Origin of the sequence: Laedolimicola sp., assembly GCF_051972735.1 — a bacterium.
In the GTDB taxonomy this organism is placed as follows: Bacteria; Bacillota; Clostridia; order Lachnospirales; family Lachnospiraceae; genus Laedolimicola; species Laedolimicola intestinihominis.
This window is the reverse complement of record NZ_JBOKYU010000004.1, coordinates 1-19,130: the sequence shown is the minus strand read 5'-3', so window position 1 is coordinate 19,130 and position 19,130 is coordinate 1. Positions and strand designations below refer to the sequence as shown.

Here is a 19,130-nt window from a genome sequence, read left to right as displayed (position 1 = left end):
GCTATATTTAATCAGGGTTCTATGCTATACTTAATGCCAAAGGAGTGGTGGTGTTATGAAGCTAAAAAGGGTTTCTTTTAGAAATTTCAAATCATTATATGATGCATCCTTTGAGCCGGGGAAAGTAAATGTTTTTATAGGAGCAAATGGAGCTGGAAAGACAACCATTTTGGAAGCAATGGGTTTGCTCAGCGCAGCAATGACAGATCGCGTAAATGATAACAGTCTGCAAAGAAAAGGCGTCCGGCTTAGTGCTGCATCCATGTATAAATCCAGATTTAAAGATGTGGAACGGATTAAAGCAAATATAACTTTATCACTCGAATGGGAGGATGTTCCGGGAGAGGAACATTTTAAGTATGATGTGCATTTGGCACCGCCCAGGGATGCAGATGAAGATTATTGGAAATACCATTCAGAAGCACTCTGGTATAATGGAGAAAAGAAATGGGGGCGCAGCAATGCGTCTCAAAATCAGAGTAATAGCCATATAGGATTCTTTTTATTGGAAGATAAGCCTGAGCCGGAGGTGGAAAAGGGAAGAAAAATAGCAAAATATTTTGAAAGTTACGGAATTTTTCAGCCCAATACATTGACTTTACGTGGAACAGTGGCAGATCCGAATCAAATGGCACCACTTGGTTTAAATGGAGGAAGACTGGCAGAGGCATTAGAGGATATCATTCATGTAGAAGACGGAGATACCATGATGGGGTCTTTATATATGGAGGATGTTCTGGAATTAATTGACTGGGCTGCGGATATTTCAATAAATGTGCCTACAAAAACACGTATTAATCCGAGCGTTCCGATGACTCGCCAGATTATAGAATTTACAGATAATTTTTTGAAAGATACCGCAAAATTCACAGGATATGATGCAAGTGAAGGAGCCTTATATGTTTTATTTATGCTTTGCCTGGCAATGCATCCCAAGGGACCGGCCGTGTTTGCTGTAGACAGTTTTGATCATGCATTAAATCCCAGACTGGCAAAGAAATTAGTACAGGTATTTTGTCAGAAGATATTGGAAAATGATAAATACGTATTTCTAACGACACACAATCCGTTGGTTCTGGACGGATTGGATTTGGAAAATGATGATATCAGATTGTTTGCTGTAGACAGGGATAAATATGGACATGCGGAGATTAGACGAATTACGGTATCACAGGAACTGATGAAAGAAGGTCAGTCCTTGTCCAGATTGTGGATCAATGGAAGACTTGGAGGAGTTCCGGAGTTAATATGAATATAGGAATTGTATGTGAGGGACCAACCGATTATATTTTATTAAAAGCAATTACAGATCATATTACAAAAGAAGAGAATCATTTCAATGCGTTACAGCCGGAACAGGATTTGTGCGGAAGATATGGAAACGGATGGAAAGGTGTATGGAAATGGTGCACAGATAATGCGGAACAAAAAGAAAAATTGATGAAAGAGATATCCCCTGGGTTGGATTTGTTGATTGTACAAATGGACGGCGATGTGTCACGAAAGGAGAAGATCGCACATTGTTGGTGTGAATCAACTCTGTGTGATAAAAAATATATCGAAAATCCGATAAAATGTGATGAAGAAAAGACGGTTAGAGAACAGTGTCCGATAGTTCTTCCGTGTGCAAATCACAGTGAATGTGCAGAGGGATACAGAAAGCATTTGGAAAATTTGATTGAAAAATGCCTGGTCAATATGGAAGATACATGTACGGTCATTCCTTGTGATAGTACAGAAGCCTGGATTGTGGCAGCATACGACGAAATGGAAAAAGTAGAAGAAATAAAAAATCCATGGGAAAATGTCATTGCAAAGAAGAAATATTATCATGATATTCGGGTAAGAAAAGAGAAAAAGAGTACCATTATATTCAAAGAATTTGCCAATGAGGTATGTAGAAATTGGAATAAAGTTACAGAATTATGTATGAGTGCTAAAATATTTGAAGAAAATCTTTTACATATGAAAAGAGGTCAGGGAGCATAAATCCTGGCCTCTTTTCGTAGGTTGAACTAAATTAAATCGCATCCGGATGCCGCGTCAGCTTCACCATGGTTCCGCCAAGCAGAAACAGGGCAATCAGGTTCGGAATGGACATCAGGCCATTGAAGGTATCTGCCACGCCCCACAGCAGGCCCAGATCCACGGTCGCACCGAGAATCGCTACGGCAGAGTAAACCACCATAAAAGGTTTATTGACCTTAGAGCCAAACAGAAACTCGATGCAGCGTGTGCCATAGAGGCCCCAGCCGATAATCGTAGACAGAGCGAAACAGCAAAGAGCCACCGCCGTAAAGATGGAAACCCAGCTGCCATAGGTGGAAGTAAATCCGCTGATGGTCAGCGCCGCGCCCGCAGCCGCGCCAAAGTTCACCGGCACGCCGCTGCACAGAATAACGAGAGCCGTCATGGTACAGATAATAATCGTATCCGTAAATACCTCAAAGATACCGAAATAACCCTGGTTCACCGCCATACGGGTATCCGCCGCCGCATGTGCGATGGAACCGGTACCGAGGCCGGCCTCATTGGAGAAGATACCACGGGATACGCCATTTTTCATACTCAGGAAAAAGGTACCGACCGCGCCGCCGGTCACGGCAGAGGGAGTAAATGCGCCCTCGAAAATCGAAGCAAAGACAGCGGGTACGCGCTGAATATTCAGCGCGATAACGCCGATGGCAAGAACAATATAAAACAGGGCCATAAACGGAACCAGCTTCTCCGTCACCTGGCCGATCCGCTTGATGCCGCCCAGCAGAATCATCGCGACCACAACGGCGATAACGATACCGATGATCAGATTCATCGTATGAATAAACTGATCCGAAGCAGAAGCATAGCTGAGCACCGCCGTGTCGATGGCCGTGGTAATCGTATTGACCTGGGTGGCGTTGCCGGTACCGAAGACGGTCAATACGCCCAGCACCGCATAGATGCAGGCCAACCATTTGAACTTAGGTCCGAGACCATTTTTAATATAATACATGGGACCGCCGACCCAGTCGCCCTTCTCGTTTTTCTCGCGGAAATGTACAGCCAGTGTCACCTCGGAAAACTTCGTACACATGCCGAGCAGGGCCGAGCACCACATCCAGAACACCGCGCCCGGACCGCCGAGAGCGATGGCGCCCGCTACGCCTGCGATATTGCCGGTGCCGACCGTGGAGGCCAGAGCCGTACAGACCGCCTGGAACGGCGTCACTGCGCCCTCGGCGGCTCCCTTCTTATGAAAAAGCTTCCCCAAAGTCACCTTAAAGGTATAGCCAAACTTGCGAAACTGAATGCCGTGGGTTCGAATGGTCAGATACAGACCGACGCCGATGATACAGACCATAGCCGGGATTCCCCAGACAAAGCCATTGACGGCGCTGTTGATGCGTTCGATGGTTTCCAACATAATAAAATCTCCTCATAACCGTAAATAACTGAACTATAGCGAATGTTTTATAATTTTACCATATTTTAGTGCTGATTGCGAGAAAAGATCACGTGGTTTAAGGGTTTCCACCGAAAAATTTACGGCACATTAGTAAAAAAGCGGAAAAAACAAAATCAGGTTTACCTTTGAAAGGAACTGTGTTAAGATATATTAGATAAAAAAGCATTTTTTTGAGGTCAATCGTCGCTTTGCCGCGTTGGAGGAGAAAAAAGATCAGAGCATCAAGCGGAGTCTGCTTATATTTCATAAGCGGAACGGCGAAGCCTACCCAAAAAAAGGAGGAAATCAGTCATGTGGTACGTCCTGCAGGTACCAACAGGACGCGAAGATCGGCTCATCGAGGAGATTCGAAGTTACCGAATCCAGGAGTATTTTGAGGAAGTATTCGCGCCGCGCTCTGTACGCAAGAAAAAATACCGGGGAAAATGGCAGATCAGCGAAGAGCTGCTCTTTCCCGGTTATCTGTTTGTCATCAGCGAGAACCCGGAGGAGCTCTACCAGGCCCTGAAACGGATTCCCCGCATGACCCGCATCCTCGGCACCGGCGAAAAATGGACCGCCATGACCGCGAATGATATTGAAACCGTCCGCCGCCTGGCGGCGCCTCATACACAGGCCCAACATGGGAAATGGCTTATGGACTTCTCCGAGGGCTATCTCAAGGGCGACAAAATCATCGTCACCGAAGGCCCCCTGCAAGGAATGGAGAGCCGCATCCGCCGCATCGACCGCCACAAGCGCCTGGCCTGGCTGACCATCGACGTCCTGGGCGAGCCCCGCGAAATTGCGGTGGGGCTGGAAATCATTCGAAAAGAATAAAAAACAAAGAGACAAAAGAAGCCTGTATACAGCGAGAAAAGCTGTATGCAGGCTTTTGTCGTGGGAAAAAACGAGGAGCATTATGAAACAGGAAAATCAGGTACAGCATGTATTTCTGGTGGGCGCCAAAAGCCTGGGAGCATACGGCGGCTACGAAACCTTTGTATACAAGCTGACCGAGTACCATCAGAACAACCCGCATATCCGCTATCACGTAGCCTGCAAAGCCAACGGCGACGGCTGCATGGATGAGACCAAAGTAGAGGGCGTCACCCGAATCTCTGACCGGGAATTCGAGTTCCACAACGCCCGCTGCTTCAAGATCCACATCCCCCAGATCGGCCCGGCCCAGGCTATCTACTACGACGTGGCCGCCCTCCGGGAATGCTGCAGCTACATCCGCAAGCATCGGATTCCGCATCCCATCATCTACATCATGGCCTGCCGCATCGGTCCCTTTGCAAGGCATTATTATAAGGAAATCCATCGTCTGGGCGGTCAGGTCTACCTAAACCCCGACGGCCACGAATGGATGCGCGCCAAATGGAGCAAGCCCATCCGGAAATATTGGAAAATCTCCGAACAGATGATGGTGAAATACAGCGACCTGGTCATCTGCGATTCCATCAACATTGAGAAATACATCCACGAGCAATACGACGGCAAAGGCATCGGAGGCCGCAGTCCGAAGACCACCTTCATCGCCTACGGCGCAGACCTGACGCCCAGCAAGCTGGCTGATGAGGACGAGAAGCTGGCCAACTGGTACCGGGAAAAGGGGCTGCGAAAAAAAGACTATTATCTGGTAGTCGGTCGGTTTGTCCCGGAGAATTCCTTTGAAATTATGATAAGGGAATTCATGAAGTCCCATTCCAAACGGGATTTTGCCCTGATTACGAACGTCAATGAAAAGTTCCTGAATGAGCTGGAGGAAAAGCTTCATTTTAAACAGGACAAGCGAATCAAATTCGTGGGTACCGTATACGACCAGGAGCTTTTAAAGAAGATTCGGGAAAATGCGTACGCGTATTTCCATGGGCACACCGTCGGCGGAACGAACCCGTCGCTTATCGAGGCGCTGGGCAGCACCGACCTGAATCTGCTGGTGGACGTGGGCTTTAACCGGGAGGTAGCCGAGGAGAGTGCCCTGTACTGGGGCAGAGAGCCGGGTGAGCTGGCGAAGCTGATTGACCGGGCGGACGAGATGCCTGCAGATGAGATCCGGGAGATGGGCCGAAGAGCGAAGAAGAGAGTGGCGGAGGCTTATACCTGGGGGAAGATTTGTGGGGAGTATGAGGCTGTGTTTACGAAATAAACAGGGAGAATGCAAGTGCGAATTCTACATTATTTTCTGGGATTTCCGCCATATAGAACAGGCGGGCTTACAAAATATGCATATGATTTGATGTGCGCACAGGCCGACAAAGGCGATGAAGTATCCGCTTTATGGCCCGGAAAGATGGAAATGGTAAAGCATGATCCGAAAATCGTAAAACAAAAAGCCATTCATGGAATCCATAATTATGAATTGGTGAATCCGTTACCGGTTCCCCTTGACGAAGGAATCCGGGAAACAGACGCATTTACAGAAGCCTGCGATATAAAAGTATATATAGAATTCCTGGAGAAAATAAATCCGGAAGTGATTCATATTCATACCTTAATGGGACTGCACAGAGAATTCATTCAGGCAGCAAAAGCAATGAATATAAGGATGCTGTTTACATCGCACGATTATTTTGGCTTATGTCCGAAGGTTACGTTATATAAGGAAAATGGAGCCTGTGATGATGATCACAATTGTAGAGACTGCGTTTCCTGTAATCAGAGCGCGTTGTCCTTAAAAAAGATATGGCTGATGCAGTCGCCCTTATATAGAAAGCTGAAAAATGCAAGCGTGGTAAAGCTCCTTCGTAAAAGACACAGAAATGAGTTTTTTACGGACGACACACAGACACAGGACATTCTGGTTGATGAGAAGGACGCAAAAAAATACAGAGAATTGAGACAGTATTATATAGGAATGCTTTCCATGATAGACTGCATTCATTTCAACTCGACAGTCACAGAAAAAATCTATAAAAGATATTTTACACCGGCAAGCAGCAGAGTTATCAGTATCACACATAAAGATATTGCGGACAACAGAGAAAAAAATCCCTGGAGTTACACCGGCAAGCTTCGCATTACAAGTTTGGCACCGGCCAAACCGTTTAAAGGCTATAACGTTTTATGTCAGGCACTAGATGAACTCTGGCAAGAGGGAAAAAGAGATTTTGAATTAAAATTATTCAGCCCGGTTTCGGTGAGAAAGCCTTATATGGTAGTTCAGGAAGAAGGCTTTGCATACAGTCAGCTGGGTAAAATCATGGCAGATACCGATGTGCTGGTTGCGCCTAGTGTCTGGTATGAAACCTTTGGCTTTACGGTGCTGGAGGCATTGAGCTATGTAGTGCCGGTGATTGTGAGCGAGCATGTGGGGGCGAAGGATATTGTTGGAGATGGCGGAATTGTCGTAAAGGCGGGAGATAAGGAAGCGCTGAAGAAAACAATCGGAGCATTGGATGCGGAAAGCTTGGAAAAGCTGCGTAAAAATATCAGAGAAGAGCTTCAGATAAAAACCTGGAAGCAGTTTCTGGAGGAAAACGATAGCTTATATAAAGAGTAAGTGTCGGAATTGAACAGCATGTAGGAGAAAGATAAATGTGTAGGATTGCAGTGGTTATTTTACATTATGAAAATTTACAAGATACCCTTGAGTGCATAAACTCACTGAATACGCAAGACGAAAAAAACTTTGATATTGTAGTGGTGGATAATGGTTCAAAAAACGGGAAAACAGAATCTGTGGAGCATTTATTTTCAGACAATGAGCGGATACACTTTTTATATTCGAAAACCAATTTAGGCTTTGCAAAAGGTAATAATTTAGGGTTTTGTTATGCAAAAGAAGAATTACATTCAGACATTATTGTGTTAGCAAATAATGATCTGATTTTTAGTCAACCAGATTTCATAACAAAAGTTCAGAAGGCATATATAGAAGAAGGATATGATGTTGCTGGTCCCAGAATTATATCGTTAGTTGATGGAATGAATCAGAATCCAGTGGCAAGAATGTTCTATAGTAAGCGAGATGTGTTAAAAAGATATTTAAAAACGCTTATTTTATATGCTTTAAATACTTTTAGTCTGGATTTGTTTTTTAAAAAGATTTTTGCAAAACCGATACAGGAATTTCAATATGATAGTTCGAAAGATTTTCAACTGTACGGTGCATGTTTAATTTTTGGAACAGAATATATAAAAAAATTTAACGGTTTGTATCCTGGCACCTTTATGTATGTTGAGGAAGATATATTAAGATATCAAGTAGAAGTGAACCATTTGAAAATGGTTTATTTGGACGAGATTGAAGTGAAGCATAAGGAAGGCTCTTCTACGGAAACTGTATATGAAAAAGGCAGGTTAAAGCGGCGGTTCTTCTACAAATGGAGCTTAAATAGCTTGAAACAGCTTATTGGAATGATAGGTTCACAATAAAGCAGAAATACTTGTGTATCATATACCGATATATAGAAAACAGAGGTCGTTAATGAAAGTTAAAAATATAGATTGGAAAGTAAAACAAAAATATATAAAGCAAATTATAGGAGCGATTCTCTTTATTCTCGCTATTTCTTATGCTTCAGAAGAATTTATACCTGGACGCTTGCAATTGCAAAAAAAGATATTTATTGTGGTCGCTTTATTAGGAATTTTAGGTTGGGTATATAAGAATATAAACCGTGTAAAGAACAAATATTGGATGGTCTTGGTATGGTTCTGCATTCCGTTTGTTTTAACTTCGTTTTATACAATATTAATATGCAGTATAAATGGAGATCAGATAGGAACGGCAGGACAGGCAATTACAACGTCAATGTTTCTTGTGGTTGACTTTTTTGTAAGCATTGCATTGATAATATTGTTTGACAAAAGTGTAATAAAAGTAATGACATTTTCCGTATTAGGAGCATATGCATATATCATTCTTTTTAAAATCCAGAAAGTGGGCGTGGGTAGTGCAGTTAGACAATTATTAGGGAAAGAACTTGAAAGAAACGACATCGGAGTGGCGGTAGTACCACTGATATTGTATTATCTTTATATTTTTCTAGTTAAAAAGAATAAGAATAAATCGAATTTATTTTTTACGGGATTATTATTTGTCGTAATGGTGCTTTGCGCAAAGAGAAGCGCAATCTTGTCCCTTGCAGTTGGAATAGTGATGATTCTGATGACAAAATACACAAATAAGAATGCAACTACACTATTGAAAATAATTTCAGTTTTGACAATAGTATTTAGCTTTTTGTATGTTGTTGGTATTCATGTGGGTGCGTTCGATCAGGTGTTAGCCGGAAAAGGTACCTTATCAGATAGATTATATGTTTGGAAATATTTTGATGATATGTATGAAATATCACCTTTGTATTTTGGAAAAGGCTTTAGCTTTGTGCATAGATACATGACGGCAGGATTAGGTGACTGGATGGTTAATCATTATGAGTATTTGCACAATAGTATTCTGCAATTATACATTGAGACAGGCTTTTGGGGGTTTCTTATTTGGACAGGGAATTATTTTATTTTAATACCACATATTGCAATGAAAAAGTATGGGAAGAATGCCTGCAATTTTACAATTATTAGTATAGTATCGATGTTTGCAATGTTTACTGTAGATAATAATTTGACATATCCGTTATATCAGATATGTTTGTATTGTTCGTTATATTCATTATATCGTTCTGAAGAATTAGAACAAAGACAGGAAATGAGGGATAAGAATGGGTATACTTTCGGAAATTCGAATTAGTTTATATAAGATAAAATGGAGAAAGCATAATAAGCATAATGGAACATATCCTATAACTTTATTTGATGAAAACGCTGTGAATGTTGGAAATATGACATACGGAGAACTGTATGTCTTAAAGTATGGAAAACAAGGAAAATTAAGTATAGGAAATTTCTGCTCTATTGCTCCTCAAGTAGCGTTTATTCTTAGTGCGGATCATTACACAAATCACATATCATCATTCCCGTTTAAGGTGAAAATGTTGGGAGCAGTGGAATTAGAAAGCATTTCAAAAGGAGATATCATAGTAGAGGATGATGTGTGGATAGGCTTTAGAGCGACCATTTTATCGGGCGTTCATATTGGACAAGGGGCGATAGTTGCTGCGGGTTCTGTTGTTACAAAAGACGTACCGCCGTATGCGATAGTGGGTGGAATTCCTGCGAAAGTTATTAAATATAGATTTTCTGAAAAGATGATAAAGGAATTACTGAAAATAGATTATGGTAAATTAACAAATGAAATGATAAAGAAACAGGTAGATGATTTGTATACCGAATTAAATGATACAGATCAATTGAACTGGTTGCCTAAAAAGGAGAAATAGGATGACGTCGACGATATTCTTATCACTTTGCATTCCTACGAATGGAGTAACAGAATGGGTGGTTCCTGTTCTTGATAGTATTTACAGAGAACAAATAGCAGAGGAGTTATTTGAAATTGTTGTAACAGACAATGGAGAGAATGAAGAATTTTTTCAAAAAATGAAGAAATACTCTGAGCTACATCAAAATTTAATATATAAAAAAACAGCAGCAATTGGTTTTGAAAATCAAATTGAAGCATTTAAGATAGCAAAAGGGCAATTGATTAAATTTGTAAATCATCGAATGCAATTTGTTCCGGGAGGATTAAAGTATTTAGTTGAATATGCAGAAAAAAATCGGGAGAAAAAACCGATTACATATTTTATGAACGGTGAAAACAAAAAATTGAAGCAATATAATATGTACAGTTCATTTGATGAGTATATTCGAGCGATGTCGTATTGGTCCTCATGGTCAGCTGGAACGGCAGTATGGAAGGAGGACTTTGAAAATATTGATTTATCAATAAAGTGCAATTCATTATTTCCGCATACAGCTCTGATTTTCAGTAATAGAAAATCAGAGCTGTATGTTATTGATAATCAAATTATCATGAAAGATCTACTTACAGATGAAACAAAAAAAGGAAAATACAATTTATTTTACGCATTTGCAGTTGAATATGTAAGTATAATACTGCAACTTTACAGAGAAAAGAGTATAAGTATTGGAACATTTTTGAATGTTAAGAAAGATAATTTGGAATTCATTAGCGGATTGTATTGGCGATATATTATACGAAAAAAAGCATGTTCCTATGATTTGTCAGGATATAAAGAGGCTATAGAGGTCTATTACAATAAAAGTGAATTAAATATGGGACTCGTGAAGTGGTTGGCAAAACGCGTGAAAAATAAAATCGCACATAAATAAAGGATTGAGAATATGAAAATAGCATTAATTGGCGGAGCTGGGTTTATCGGGACAAATATAGCATTGCAGTTGTCATTGACAGATGAAGTAACAGTTATCGATAGAGATGAAAAATTCTTTTTAACATTAAAGGCATTAAAAGTGCCACTTAATTTTAAAGTAGGAGATTTTTCATTAGAAGCAGATTTTGATGCTCAAGTAGAGGGACAAGATATTGTTTATCATTTAGCATCTACAGTGATTCCAGGAAATTCAAATCGAAATATAGGGGAAGAGTTAGAAGCAAATGTTGTGGTTACATGTAAATTACTAGATGCATGTGTTCGACAAAAGGTAAAAAAAATCGTATTTATTTCTTCGGGCGGAGCTGTATATGGAAAAAAGGGAAAGTGTCCAGTTGAAGAAGATATGGTGACTTATCCAATTTCGTCATATGGTATACAGAAAATTACAATCGAAAAATTGTTATATTTGTATAGATATCAGGAAAAGTTGGATTATAGAATCATACGATTGGCAAATCCGTATGGACCATACCAACGACCAAATGGAAAGCTTGGAGTAGTAACTACGTTTGTATATAAGGCATTAACAGATGGAATATTGGAAGTGTATGGAGATGGAACGGTGGTTCGAGATTTTATTTATATTGAAGATGCAGTCCGAGGAATAAAAAATATAGTAGAAGGTGAAAGTGAACTTCGTGTATTTAATTTAGGATCTGGAAAAGGAACCAGTGTAAATGAAGTTATAGAAGCTATAAAAAATTCAGTAAGAAAAGATCTAACAGTTAATTATATTGCGGCAAGGTCAACAGATGTACCAGAAAATTATTTAGATATAAGAAGGTATGAGGAAGCTTACGGAAAATTGAAACCAATATGTCTACAAGAGGGGATAAAGAAAACGGCTGAATTTATGAAAAATACAGGGATGATAGTATAACAGATACGGAGAATATAGATGGAGATAACATATAGTAGTAAGAAGGTCTTTAAAAACTCAGCATTATCGGTTTTATATAAAGGTATCGGAATGGTGCTATCACTTATATCGGCTCCATTGATCCTTAATTGCTTGGGGGAAGAAAAATATGGAGTGTGGGTATCGCTGTTATCTATCGTATCCTGGATTTATTATTTGGATTTGGGAATTGGTAACGGCCTTCGTATTCGTCTTAGCGAAAGCCTGGCAGAGAAAAAGAAAGAACAGGCGGAAAAATATATCAGTGTTTCATATGCAATATTAAGTACAATTTCATTTGTGGCATTTATTGTAGTTGCGTTTTTTTTAAAAATAATAGATTTAAAAAGTATATTAAATATTCATGGTGAGATTAATGAAAATATTAATTTAATATTTGCGGTCGCCATATTATTTGTATGCATAAATTTTGTTTTTTCATTAGTGAATAATATCTTTTATGCAGTGCAGAACGCGAGTGCAGTTAGTGCTTTAACTATTATAGGACAGGCAATATATATTTTAGGGCTGCTTTTATATAGTAAGACAGGAAGCGGAACAATACTTGTTATAGCAACAATAGAAGGAATAAGTCAATTCCTAAAAAATATTATTGGAAGTATCTGGGCATATGTAAAGTATCCGGAATGCAGAATCAAAATTGAAAAGCCAGATATGCAATATTCACAAGGAATTTTATCCTTTGGTTTACAAACATTCATTTCGAATATAGCTGCTTTAATATTGAATTCTACCGATAATATCATTATTCTGAGATATTTAGGAGCGGATGTGGTTACACCGTATAGTTTTTGTTATAAATATTTTGCTATGATAAGCACAGTTTTTGCGGTTATAGTTGTACCATTACAGTCCGCATATACAATGGCGTATACAAATAATAATATTAAGTGGATTATCAAAAATTTGAAACGAGCAATGATGATATTAACCGTATTTTCTGTTGGAACGGTGATGGCTGGAATTATATTTAGACCATTTACTGTAATTTGGTTACAAAAAAAATTGCATTTTTCTAATAAGTTAATAGTATATACAGCATTATATTGTATTTTGCTGATGGTTTCTCATACATTTTCGACATTGACAAGTGGAATTGGAAGAATAAAAGAGACAACAATAGCGTCTGTAGTGCAAGCATTCATAAATATTCCAGTTTCTATTTTTTTTGCAGTTAATTTAGGGATGGGAGTTGAGGGCGTCATATTAGGTTCAGTAATAGCGATAGCGATAAGCGCAATTGTTGGCCCAATTGTTTCATATGATGAATTAAGAAAAATAAAGGAGAAGCAGAGTGATAAAAACAGAGAATAAATATTATATATACGATAAACCGAGAAAGATAAATGAGAAGTATATAGTTAAACAAATCATGTATACAATACAGAATATTTTATATAGTTTATGCATGAAAACGATATCCGTAAACTTAGAACAAAAAAAGTATAAAGTTTCTATATGTGCGATTTTTAAAAATGAAGGGAAATACCTGAGAGAATGGATCGAGTTTCACAGAATTATAGGGATAGAACATTTTTATTTATATAATAATAACTCAGATGATAATTATGAAACGGTTATAGAGGATTATATAAAATTAGGCATGGTTACATTAATTCAGTGGCCTAAAAATCAGGCACAAATGGAGGCATATACAGACTGTATAAAAAAGTATGCAAAGGAGACAAGCTGGTTAGGTTTTATTGATATTGATGAATTTGTTGTACCAATAAAGTATGATAGTATTGAAGAATTTTTAAATCAATTTAGAAATCGTCCATCTGTGAAAATTAATTGGAATGTTTTTGGAACATCAGGGTTAATGGACAGAGAAGCAGACACCTTGGTGGTGGAGAGCTTTACTGTTTGCTGGGCAAAAATAGATGAAGTTGGGAAATGCTTTTATAATACAGCATTTGGATTTGAACCAAATTATCTAAAAAATAAGACATTTCACCATAACTTGTGGGGAACATGGAAAAATCATAAGTTACCACCAGTAAATTGTTTTGGACACTTATGTAACGGGTATGAAAGGGCCGATAGTGGAGAATTTCCTATTGTTATAAATCATTATTTCACGAAGTCATATCAAGAGTATATTGATAAAGCTGGAAAAGGTGATGTTTATTTTGCAGACAATCCGCATAACTTAGAGTATTTTTATCGGCATGAGAAATTATGTTCGAAAACAGATTATCACGCGTATAGATACTTAATCAAGTTGAAAAAAGCAATGAGAGGATTCCGATAATGCGACAAATAAAAAGAGAATCCAATTTCGAATTATTAAGGATTATAGCAATGGTAATGATTGTGAGCCATCATTTAGTATACCATGGTCTATTTAACAATATTCTTACTCAAAATTATGGAAATTTATGGGCTGAAGGGAACTTGAGTAATCAAATAGCAGCGTGCTTGTTTTATCCTGGTGGAGAAGTAGGTGTGGCTGTGTTTTTTATGCTCACAGGTTATTTCCTGTGTGAAAAGAAGCAGGGCAGTATTAAAAAAATATGGCTTGAGGTTCAAACATATGGCTTGCTTATGGTGCTGTTCTATTTGATAAGTAATATTATCGGGTTTAAATATATTGGAATATCTCAAGAAGCCATATTTAAAAATATGCTTAGTTACGTATTGTTGCCACAAATGAGTGGTGTATGGTGGTTTGTAACAGCGTATATTATGCTGATTCTATTTTTGCCAATATTATATAATGTTGAAATAAAGCTTAATAAAAAAGGCTGGATATGTTTTATTGGATGCAGTTGGTTTTTCTTTTACGCATTATCTGGATATTTATATACAAAGCAGTATGATTTGCAAATTGCAATTACATATTTTTTAATTGGAGCCTATATAAAAAAGTATTGTAAAAACGAAAGAAGTAATAAGCTATATAATATATTGTTTCTGGTTATAGCTTGGACAGGATACTCATACGGTATCTATTTAACAAGCGGAGGCACAAATACATTGATACCATTGAGTATAATCAGGTTGTGGCCAGTTATTAAGTATATATTTATTACATTGGGAAGTATATCATTATTTTTAATGTTTAAGCAATTGAAGATATGTTCAGGAATGATTAATTATATTTCAGCAACAACATTTGGAGTATACTTACTTCATGATAATATTTTTGCTAGGCAATGGATATGGAATGGAATTTTAAATATTCCTGAAATGTACAAGGAAAATTATTTTGCAATAAAAGTACTTTTGTGGACAGGTATAGTATTTGGTGTGTGTGCTGTATTGGATCGCTTTAGGATACAATGGATTGAACCAAAATATATGAAAGTCTATGACTGTATAAAAGCATATGTAAGAAAAAAATTTAATGATTTTTGAACATAAGTATTAAGAGATAATAGTTCAGGGATTGGAGTAAGAAGCACTCTATCCCTGAATTATGGTAAAAAATTTCATTCTTCATTATCACAGAAATATTGTGTTGTAAAAATTCTTCATAGTTAAAAGTAATTGGATAGGGATATGATATTTCTGTGGTAATGAAGGGTGAAATGGAAACAGAGGAATATAAAATTATTAGTGGTACTGGATAATCAAACTTTAAACAAACAGTAAATCTGGTTCAAAAGTACCTTGAAAGGAGACAGTATTATAAAATGGATTCAGAAAAATTAAATATGAATACATCGGATCAACTTACATATAGTACAGTTCAATTATCTTGTTTAAATTCAGATGGCACAATAATCACAGGGACGGGGTTCTTTGTAAAGTATGACATAATAGCTTGCAGTCAAAAAAGAGTGCAATGGAAGCGTTTGAGTTAAAACGCATTGGTAGTGCTGGTAGTTGCCTTAAACAGCAGCAACGATTTGAAAAAATTGTTGAGGATTTAAAACACTTAGTCCTTGATATAAGGAATATTTCATTTTGAAAAAGTATGATAAAGGATAACGCGATAAAATGTTATATAAAAAAGTATTAAATGTTTTCGAAAAATACTACACAGTGTTTTTTGTTTTTGCAATTGCAATTCTGGCTCTTTTTTGTTATTAAAAATTAGATGTTCAATGAGTCAATTCTTGGGACGAAGCAAGACATGGTGTCAATGCATATGAAATGATACAAAATAATGATTACATAATGCATACCTACAATTATCAACCAGATTATTGGAATCTGAAACCGTCTATGAGCTTCTGGGGAATTGTTTTGGGGTTTGAGATTTTCGGATATTCTGTGATGGGTTTGAGAGCAATGTCTGCATTCGCGTATCTGTTAACCGGAATTGCCTGTGCTCTTTTTGCAAAAAGATATAGTAAAGAAGCTTCAATATTGGTAATTCTCTTTAGATATAGCATTGGGGTCAGACCCCATTAAACTTGAGGGAATGCTCCATACGGTAGCTTTTTCCCTCAAAGAACAGTAGGTGCCCATGATGAACCGAGTCTGTGAAATGTTCAGTATTGTGCTGAGGGATGGGGTGATGTATTGACATCTAGGAGTTTATAGGTTATATTAAAAGCGCCTTACATATAAGATGTAAGGGAAAGGAATTGTTGTCAATACCTGAAAGAGCTCTTTCAGATATGACTGGTGTTCTGGTTGCAAACTTATGAGTGCTAATAACCACATGAAAATGTTAATTGGAATCATCTCCTTCTTATCTATTCTAATATAGATCTGGATTGAACGAATAATGGATAGCTGGAACCACCAATGCTGTCGTGAGACAAAATTGAATACCACGTTGAAAGAAGACCTGTCAGTTTAGAGATGCTATCCCTCATGCTGATGGGTCTTTCGCTATATGAGGAAATGTTATGGAGTTACAGAAGTGGAAAGAAAAAAATGCAAAAGCAAGAAAATATGCACATTTTGATGAAAAGGTTTCGTTAGATAAGGTATGGGATTATATTAGTAATCCGGAAAACATAGTAAGGCATGGTTTCTATCCATTTATTCATTATGAAAAGAAGTTTAATAAGTTTACAAAAACGGCAGGGGTAGGGAAAGTTAAAGAAAAGTCTCGTCATTTATGTTATTCTGCGCATGTTGATAGATATATATATTCTTATTATGGGTATCTTTTAAATCAAAAATATGATAAGTATTTGGCAGAACATGACATGAATATGGTTGCAGTTGCTTATAGAGATAATTTACACAAAAGCAATATTCATTTTGCAAAAGCGGCGTTTGATTGTATTAGGGAAGCGAAGGACTGTTTTGTAATTATAGGAGATTTTTCAAATTTTTTTGATTCATTAGATCATGTTTATTTGAAAGGGCGAATGTGTGATGTCCTAGGTGTCAAGGAATTACCTGCAGATTACTATGCTGTATTTAAAAATATAACGAAATATTCCATATGGGAATTGACGGAATTACTTAAGTTGAATGGACAGGCTGATACGGAGGAGAATATACAAAATTTAAATTCTAAACGTAGAGTTTTATCTGCAAAAAAATTTAAAAAATATAAAAAAGAGTTTGTAATTAAACATAAAGAAAGTTATGGAATACCACAAGGTTCAGCAATTAGTGCGGTTTTGGCTAATATTTATATGCTAAAAATAGATGAGAGTATGCATAAGCTGGTAAGAAAGAGTAATGGCTTGTACATGCGTTATAGTGACGATTTTATAATTGTCTTACCGCAATTATCAAACAATGAATTTAAAATGATGTTAGAAGATATATTAGATGAAATTAAATTGGTTCCTAATTTAATTTTACAACCAGAAAAAACGCAAATATATAAGTATACAAGCACAAAATTGGAAAGCTGTAATGCAATGTTTTTAGATGGCGTGGCTAATGGGAAAAATGAGATTGATTACCTGGGGTTCACATTCGATGGTAATGAAGTTACGATTAGAGATAAGACCATTTCAAAATATTATTACAGGTTGCATCGCAAGCTAAAGACTATTGTAAAAAATGGAGGATATACGTCTTCAGGAAAGAAAATAAGCTGTAAAAATCTGTATGAACAGTATTCTGTTAAAGGAGCGTATTTAAAAGATTCCAATGGCCATGTGAAAGGCAACTTTATAACATATGTTCAACGGGCTCAAAATGTCTTTGGGGACGATGAACCTATAGATAGAAAAACAAGAAAACACATGATTAAAATTCGACGTGTACTAGACGAAATTTTTTAGTAGTAAGAATAGTTTTTTGAGTCTCAATGAGGACTCATGAAAGGTGGCATTTGATGAGAACGAGATAAGTGCTAAAAGTGTGATAAAATCAGAAAAGTATAAGAGAGTTACATTTACGAACCAGGTGCAGAAAGAGATGAGCGTATATCCTCAAACATGAGTACCACCCATCAAAAATCCCTGCATTCTAACGGGGATTGTAGCATTGGGGTCAGACCCTATTAAATGTAAGTTCAAGAGAAAAAGATAGAAACTTAATGCGAGACTTGTCAAATGCGTGCATACAAAGAGGTTGATGAAAAAAGGAAAATCAAAATGACCAATAAAGAGATAAATCATTCAGGCTACATATGTCTAAAAAGAGAAAACAAGCATTTTGCATATGATTTTAAGGATGGTATCGTTACCATACATATGTATGAAGGAATTCCAGAGCTAGATAATGAAAATGTAATGTTGGGAAGATCTTTCGACAATAAGCAATATGCATTTGGCTCGCAGTTACCCTTGGAGATTGGTGAAAATCATTTGTTTCCCATTAATTATAATTTCCAGGCAGATTGGGTAATCCAAAATTTCAGGGCGGGGAGCAAGTTTCATCAGGCTATATTCACATTTGCTGAATTACAGTATTTTTGTCCGTCGAGAGATATTGCTGAAATACAAAGTGATGATAGTATTCTTTTTAAAGGAAGCCCTGTTGTAAAAAAAGAATTTAATTTAACACTGTTTGGAAAAGAATGTAAAACCTCTTTTATAGTTGCTGCAAACGGAACCATGGGTTATGCGAATACTTCAATGCAGACAGAATCGAAGCTTTGCATTGAATTTGAGGCAACTGGAGAAGTGAAGTTCTTGGAAAAATTGTATGAGGTTGTGGATTCTGCGTTTGCGTTCATATGTAATCGAAGAAATACAGATTGTGTATGTATGGAGTTGAAAGGGGAATACCCAGATAAAAGAAGAGATGGGAAAAAAGTAGTTGATTGTACCAATAGTATTAGTTCGACAATGTATTTTTATAATAAATATAGAGAAAGCCCGGAACCGAATAAAATCATCAGTAAGACATTTTATGTGTCTGCGTTTTTGAAACATATCGATGGTTTGTTTGCATTGATCGCAAAGGATGCTGAGAGTGAGAATGCTTTTGAAGCTGCGGCGATATCAATAGCGAGTATTCATCCATCAGCAAAACGCCGGAGACTGATTGATTTGCAGCAAAGCCTTCAAATTACAGGGGCATTTGAATTTTACGTCAGAAAATATTTGCCTTGTATGATAGAAGAAAAAACACATCATACAATTTTGAAAATGGTGTTAGACGAATTCTCCAGAAACAAATCATTCAACAAAAATGAAAGGAA

16 protein-coding genes are annotated in these 19,130 nt (G+C 37.4%); 15 read left to right on the top strand and 1 reads right to left on the bottom strand.

Annotated features, from left to right (window positions below):
• Positions 1 to 55: 55 nt before the first annotated feature.
• Together ACTRC3_RS02090 and ACTRC3_RS02085 are read left to right on the top strand one after the other, a co-directional pair.
• Entirely contained in the window at positions 56 to 1,252 is a 1,197-nt protein-coding gene (locus ACTRC3_RS02090; RefSeq protein ID WP_440321180.1) for an AAA family ATPase, read from the top strand.
• On the top strand, positions 1,249 to 1,989 hold the full coding sequence (locus ACTRC3_RS02085) for a hypothetical protein (RefSeq protein WP_440321179.1): 741 nt from the start codon (positions 1,249 to 1,251) through the stop codon (positions 1,987 to 1,989). The genes ACTRC3_RS02090 and ACTRC3_RS02085 overlap by 4 nt, the downstream gene beginning before the upstream one ends.
• Positions 1,990 to 2,020: 31 nt before the next feature.
• Here the strand turns inward: ACTRC3_RS02085 and ACTRC3_RS02080 are convergent, their stop codons facing one another.
• Entirely contained in the window at positions 2,021 to 3,403 is a 1,383-nt protein-coding gene (locus ACTRC3_RS02080) for an alanine/glycine:cation symporter family protein (protein WP_440321177.1), read from the bottom strand.
• A 333-nt stretch (positions 3,404 to 3,736) separates the two neighbouring features.
• On the opposite strand from ACTRC3_RS02080, the gene loaP reads away from it, so the two are divergent.
• The 13 genes from loaP to ACTRC3_RS02015 form a co-directional block, all read left to right on the top strand.
• Positions 3,737 to 4,264, top strand: a complete 528-nt coding sequence (gene loaP / locus ACTRC3_RS02075; protein WP_440321175.1) for an antiterminator LoaP — start codon at positions 3,737 to 3,739, stop codon at positions 4,262 to 4,264.
• A gap of 82 nt (positions 4,265 to 4,346) precedes the next feature.
• Complete coding sequence (gene cps2T / locus ACTRC3_RS02070) at positions 4,347 to 5,579, top strand: beta 1-4 rhamnosyltransferase Cps2T (protein WP_440321173.1); 1,233 nt, start codon at positions 4,347 to 4,349, stop codon at positions 5,577 to 5,579.
• Positions 5,580 to 6,296: 717 nt separating this feature from the next.
• The gene (locus ACTRC3_RS02065) at positions 6,297 to 6,932 is read left to right on the top strand and encodes a glycosyltransferase (RefSeq protein WP_440321171.1); all 636 of its coding nucleotides are present in this window, start codon (positions 6,297 to 6,299) and stop codon (positions 6,930 to 6,932) included.
• Between the two features lie 35 nt (positions 6,933 to 6,967).
• On the top strand, positions 6,968 to 7,807 hold the full coding sequence (locus tag ACTRC3_RS02060; RefSeq protein WP_440321170.1) for a glycosyltransferase: 840 nt from the start codon (positions 6,968 to 6,970) through the stop codon (positions 7,805 to 7,807).
• Positions 7,808 to 7,859: 52 nt separating this feature from the next.
• On the top strand, positions 7,860 to 9,125 hold the full coding sequence (locus tag ACTRC3_RS02055) for an O-antigen ligase family protein (RefSeq protein WP_440321168.1): 1,266 nt from the start codon (positions 7,860 to 7,862) through the stop codon (positions 9,123 to 9,125).
• Complete coding sequence (locus ACTRC3_RS02050; RefSeq protein ID WP_440321166.1) at positions 9,097 to 9,714, top strand: CatB-related O-acetyltransferase; 618 nt, start codon at positions 9,097 to 9,099, stop codon at positions 9,712 to 9,714. The genes ACTRC3_RS02055 and ACTRC3_RS02050 overlap by 29 nt, the downstream gene beginning before the upstream one ends.
• 1 nt (position 9,715) lies before the next feature.
• Positions 9,716 to 10,630, top strand: coding sequence for a glycosyltransferase (locus ACTRC3_RS02045; RefSeq protein ID WP_440321164.1), 915 nt, complete (start codon positions 9,716 to 9,718; stop codon positions 10,628 to 10,630).
• 12 nt (positions 10,631 to 10,642) lie between these two features.
• On the top strand, positions 10,643 to 11,575 hold the full coding sequence (locus ACTRC3_RS02040) for an NAD-dependent epimerase/dehydratase family protein (RefSeq protein ID WP_440321162.1): 933 nt from the start codon (positions 10,643 to 10,645) through the stop codon (positions 11,573 to 11,575).
• 18 nt (positions 11,576 to 11,593) lie between these two features.
• A complete protein-coding gene (locus ACTRC3_RS02035) occupies positions 11,594 to 12,928 on the top strand; it encodes a lipopolysaccharide biosynthesis protein (RefSeq protein WP_440321160.1) in 1,335 nt (444 codons plus the stop codon).
• On the top strand, positions 12,909 to 13,868 hold the full coding sequence (locus ACTRC3_RS02030) for a glycosyltransferase family 92 protein (protein ID WP_440321158.1): 960 nt from the start codon (positions 12,909 to 12,911) through the stop codon (positions 13,866 to 13,868). Before ACTRC3_RS02035 ends, ACTRC3_RS02030 begins: the two co-directional genes overlap by 20 nt.
• A complete protein-coding gene (locus tag ACTRC3_RS02025) occupies positions 13,868 to 14,974 on the top strand; it encodes an acyltransferase (RefSeq protein ID WP_440321157.1) in 1,107 nt (368 codons plus the stop codon). Before ACTRC3_RS02030 ends, ACTRC3_RS02025 begins: the two co-directional genes overlap by 1 nt.
• Before the next feature lie 1,445 nt (positions 14,975 to 16,419).
• Positions 16,420 to 17,763: an antiviral reverse transcriptase Drt2 gene (gene drt2, locus ACTRC3_RS02020; RefSeq protein ID WP_440321155.1), complete on the top strand. Its 1,344-nt coding sequence runs from the start codon at positions 16,420 to 16,422 to the stop codon at positions 17,761 to 17,763.
• Between the two features lie 273 nt (positions 17,764 to 18,036).
• On the top strand, positions 18,037 to 19,130 hold a 1,094-nt coding region (locus tag ACTRC3_RS02015; protein ID WP_440321153.1), incomplete at its 3' end, for a hypothetical protein.

Coding starts and splice junctions, on each gene's coding strand:
- ACTRC3_RS02090 (WP_440321180.1), top strand. CDS start 56: ATGAAGCTAAAAAGGGTTTCTTTTAGAAATTTCAAATCATTATATGAT.
- ACTRC3_RS02085 (WP_440321179.1), top strand. CDS start 1,249: ATGAATATAGGAATTGTATGTGAGGGACCAACCGATTATATTTTATTA.
- ACTRC3_RS02080 (WP_440321177.1), bottom strand. CDS start 3,403: ATGTTGGAAACCATCGAACGCATCAACAGCGCCGTCAATGGCTTTGTC.
- loaP (WP_440321175.1), top strand. CDS start 3,737: ATGTGGTACGTCCTGCAGGTACCAACAGGACGCGAAGATCGGCTCATC.
- cps2T (WP_440321173.1), top strand. CDS start 4,347: ATGAAACAGGAAAATCAGGTACAGCATGTATTTCTGGTGGGCGCCAAA.
- ACTRC3_RS02065 (WP_440321171.1), top strand. CDS start 6,297: ATGATAGACTGCATTCATTTCAACTCGACAGTCACAGAAAAAATCTAT.
- ACTRC3_RS02060 (WP_440321170.1), top strand. CDS start 6,968: ATGTGTAGGATTGCAGTGGTTATTTTACATTATGAAAATTTACAAGAT.
- ACTRC3_RS02055 (WP_440321168.1), top strand. CDS start 7,860: ATGAAAGTTAAAAATATAGATTGGAAAGTAAAACAAAAATATATAAAG.
- ACTRC3_RS02050 (WP_440321166.1), top strand. CDS start 9,097: ATGGGTATACTTTCGGAAATTCGAATTAGTTTATATAAGATAAAATGG.
- ACTRC3_RS02045 (WP_440321164.1), top strand. CDS start 9,716: ATGACGTCGACGATATTCTTATCACTTTGCATTCCTACGAATGGAGTA.
- ACTRC3_RS02040 (WP_440321162.1), top strand. CDS start 10,643: ATGAAAATAGCATTAATTGGCGGAGCTGGGTTTATCGGGACAAATATA.
- ACTRC3_RS02035 (WP_440321160.1), top strand. CDS start 11,594: ATGGAGATAACATATAGTAGTAAGAAGGTCTTTAAAAACTCAGCATTA.
- ACTRC3_RS02025 (WP_440321157.1), top strand. CDS start 13,868: ATGCGACAAATAAAAAGAGAATCCAATTTCGAATTATTAAGGATTATA.
- drt2 (WP_440321155.1), top strand. CDS start 16,420: ATGGAGTTACAGAAGTGGAAAGAAAAAAATGCAAAAGCAAGAAAATAT.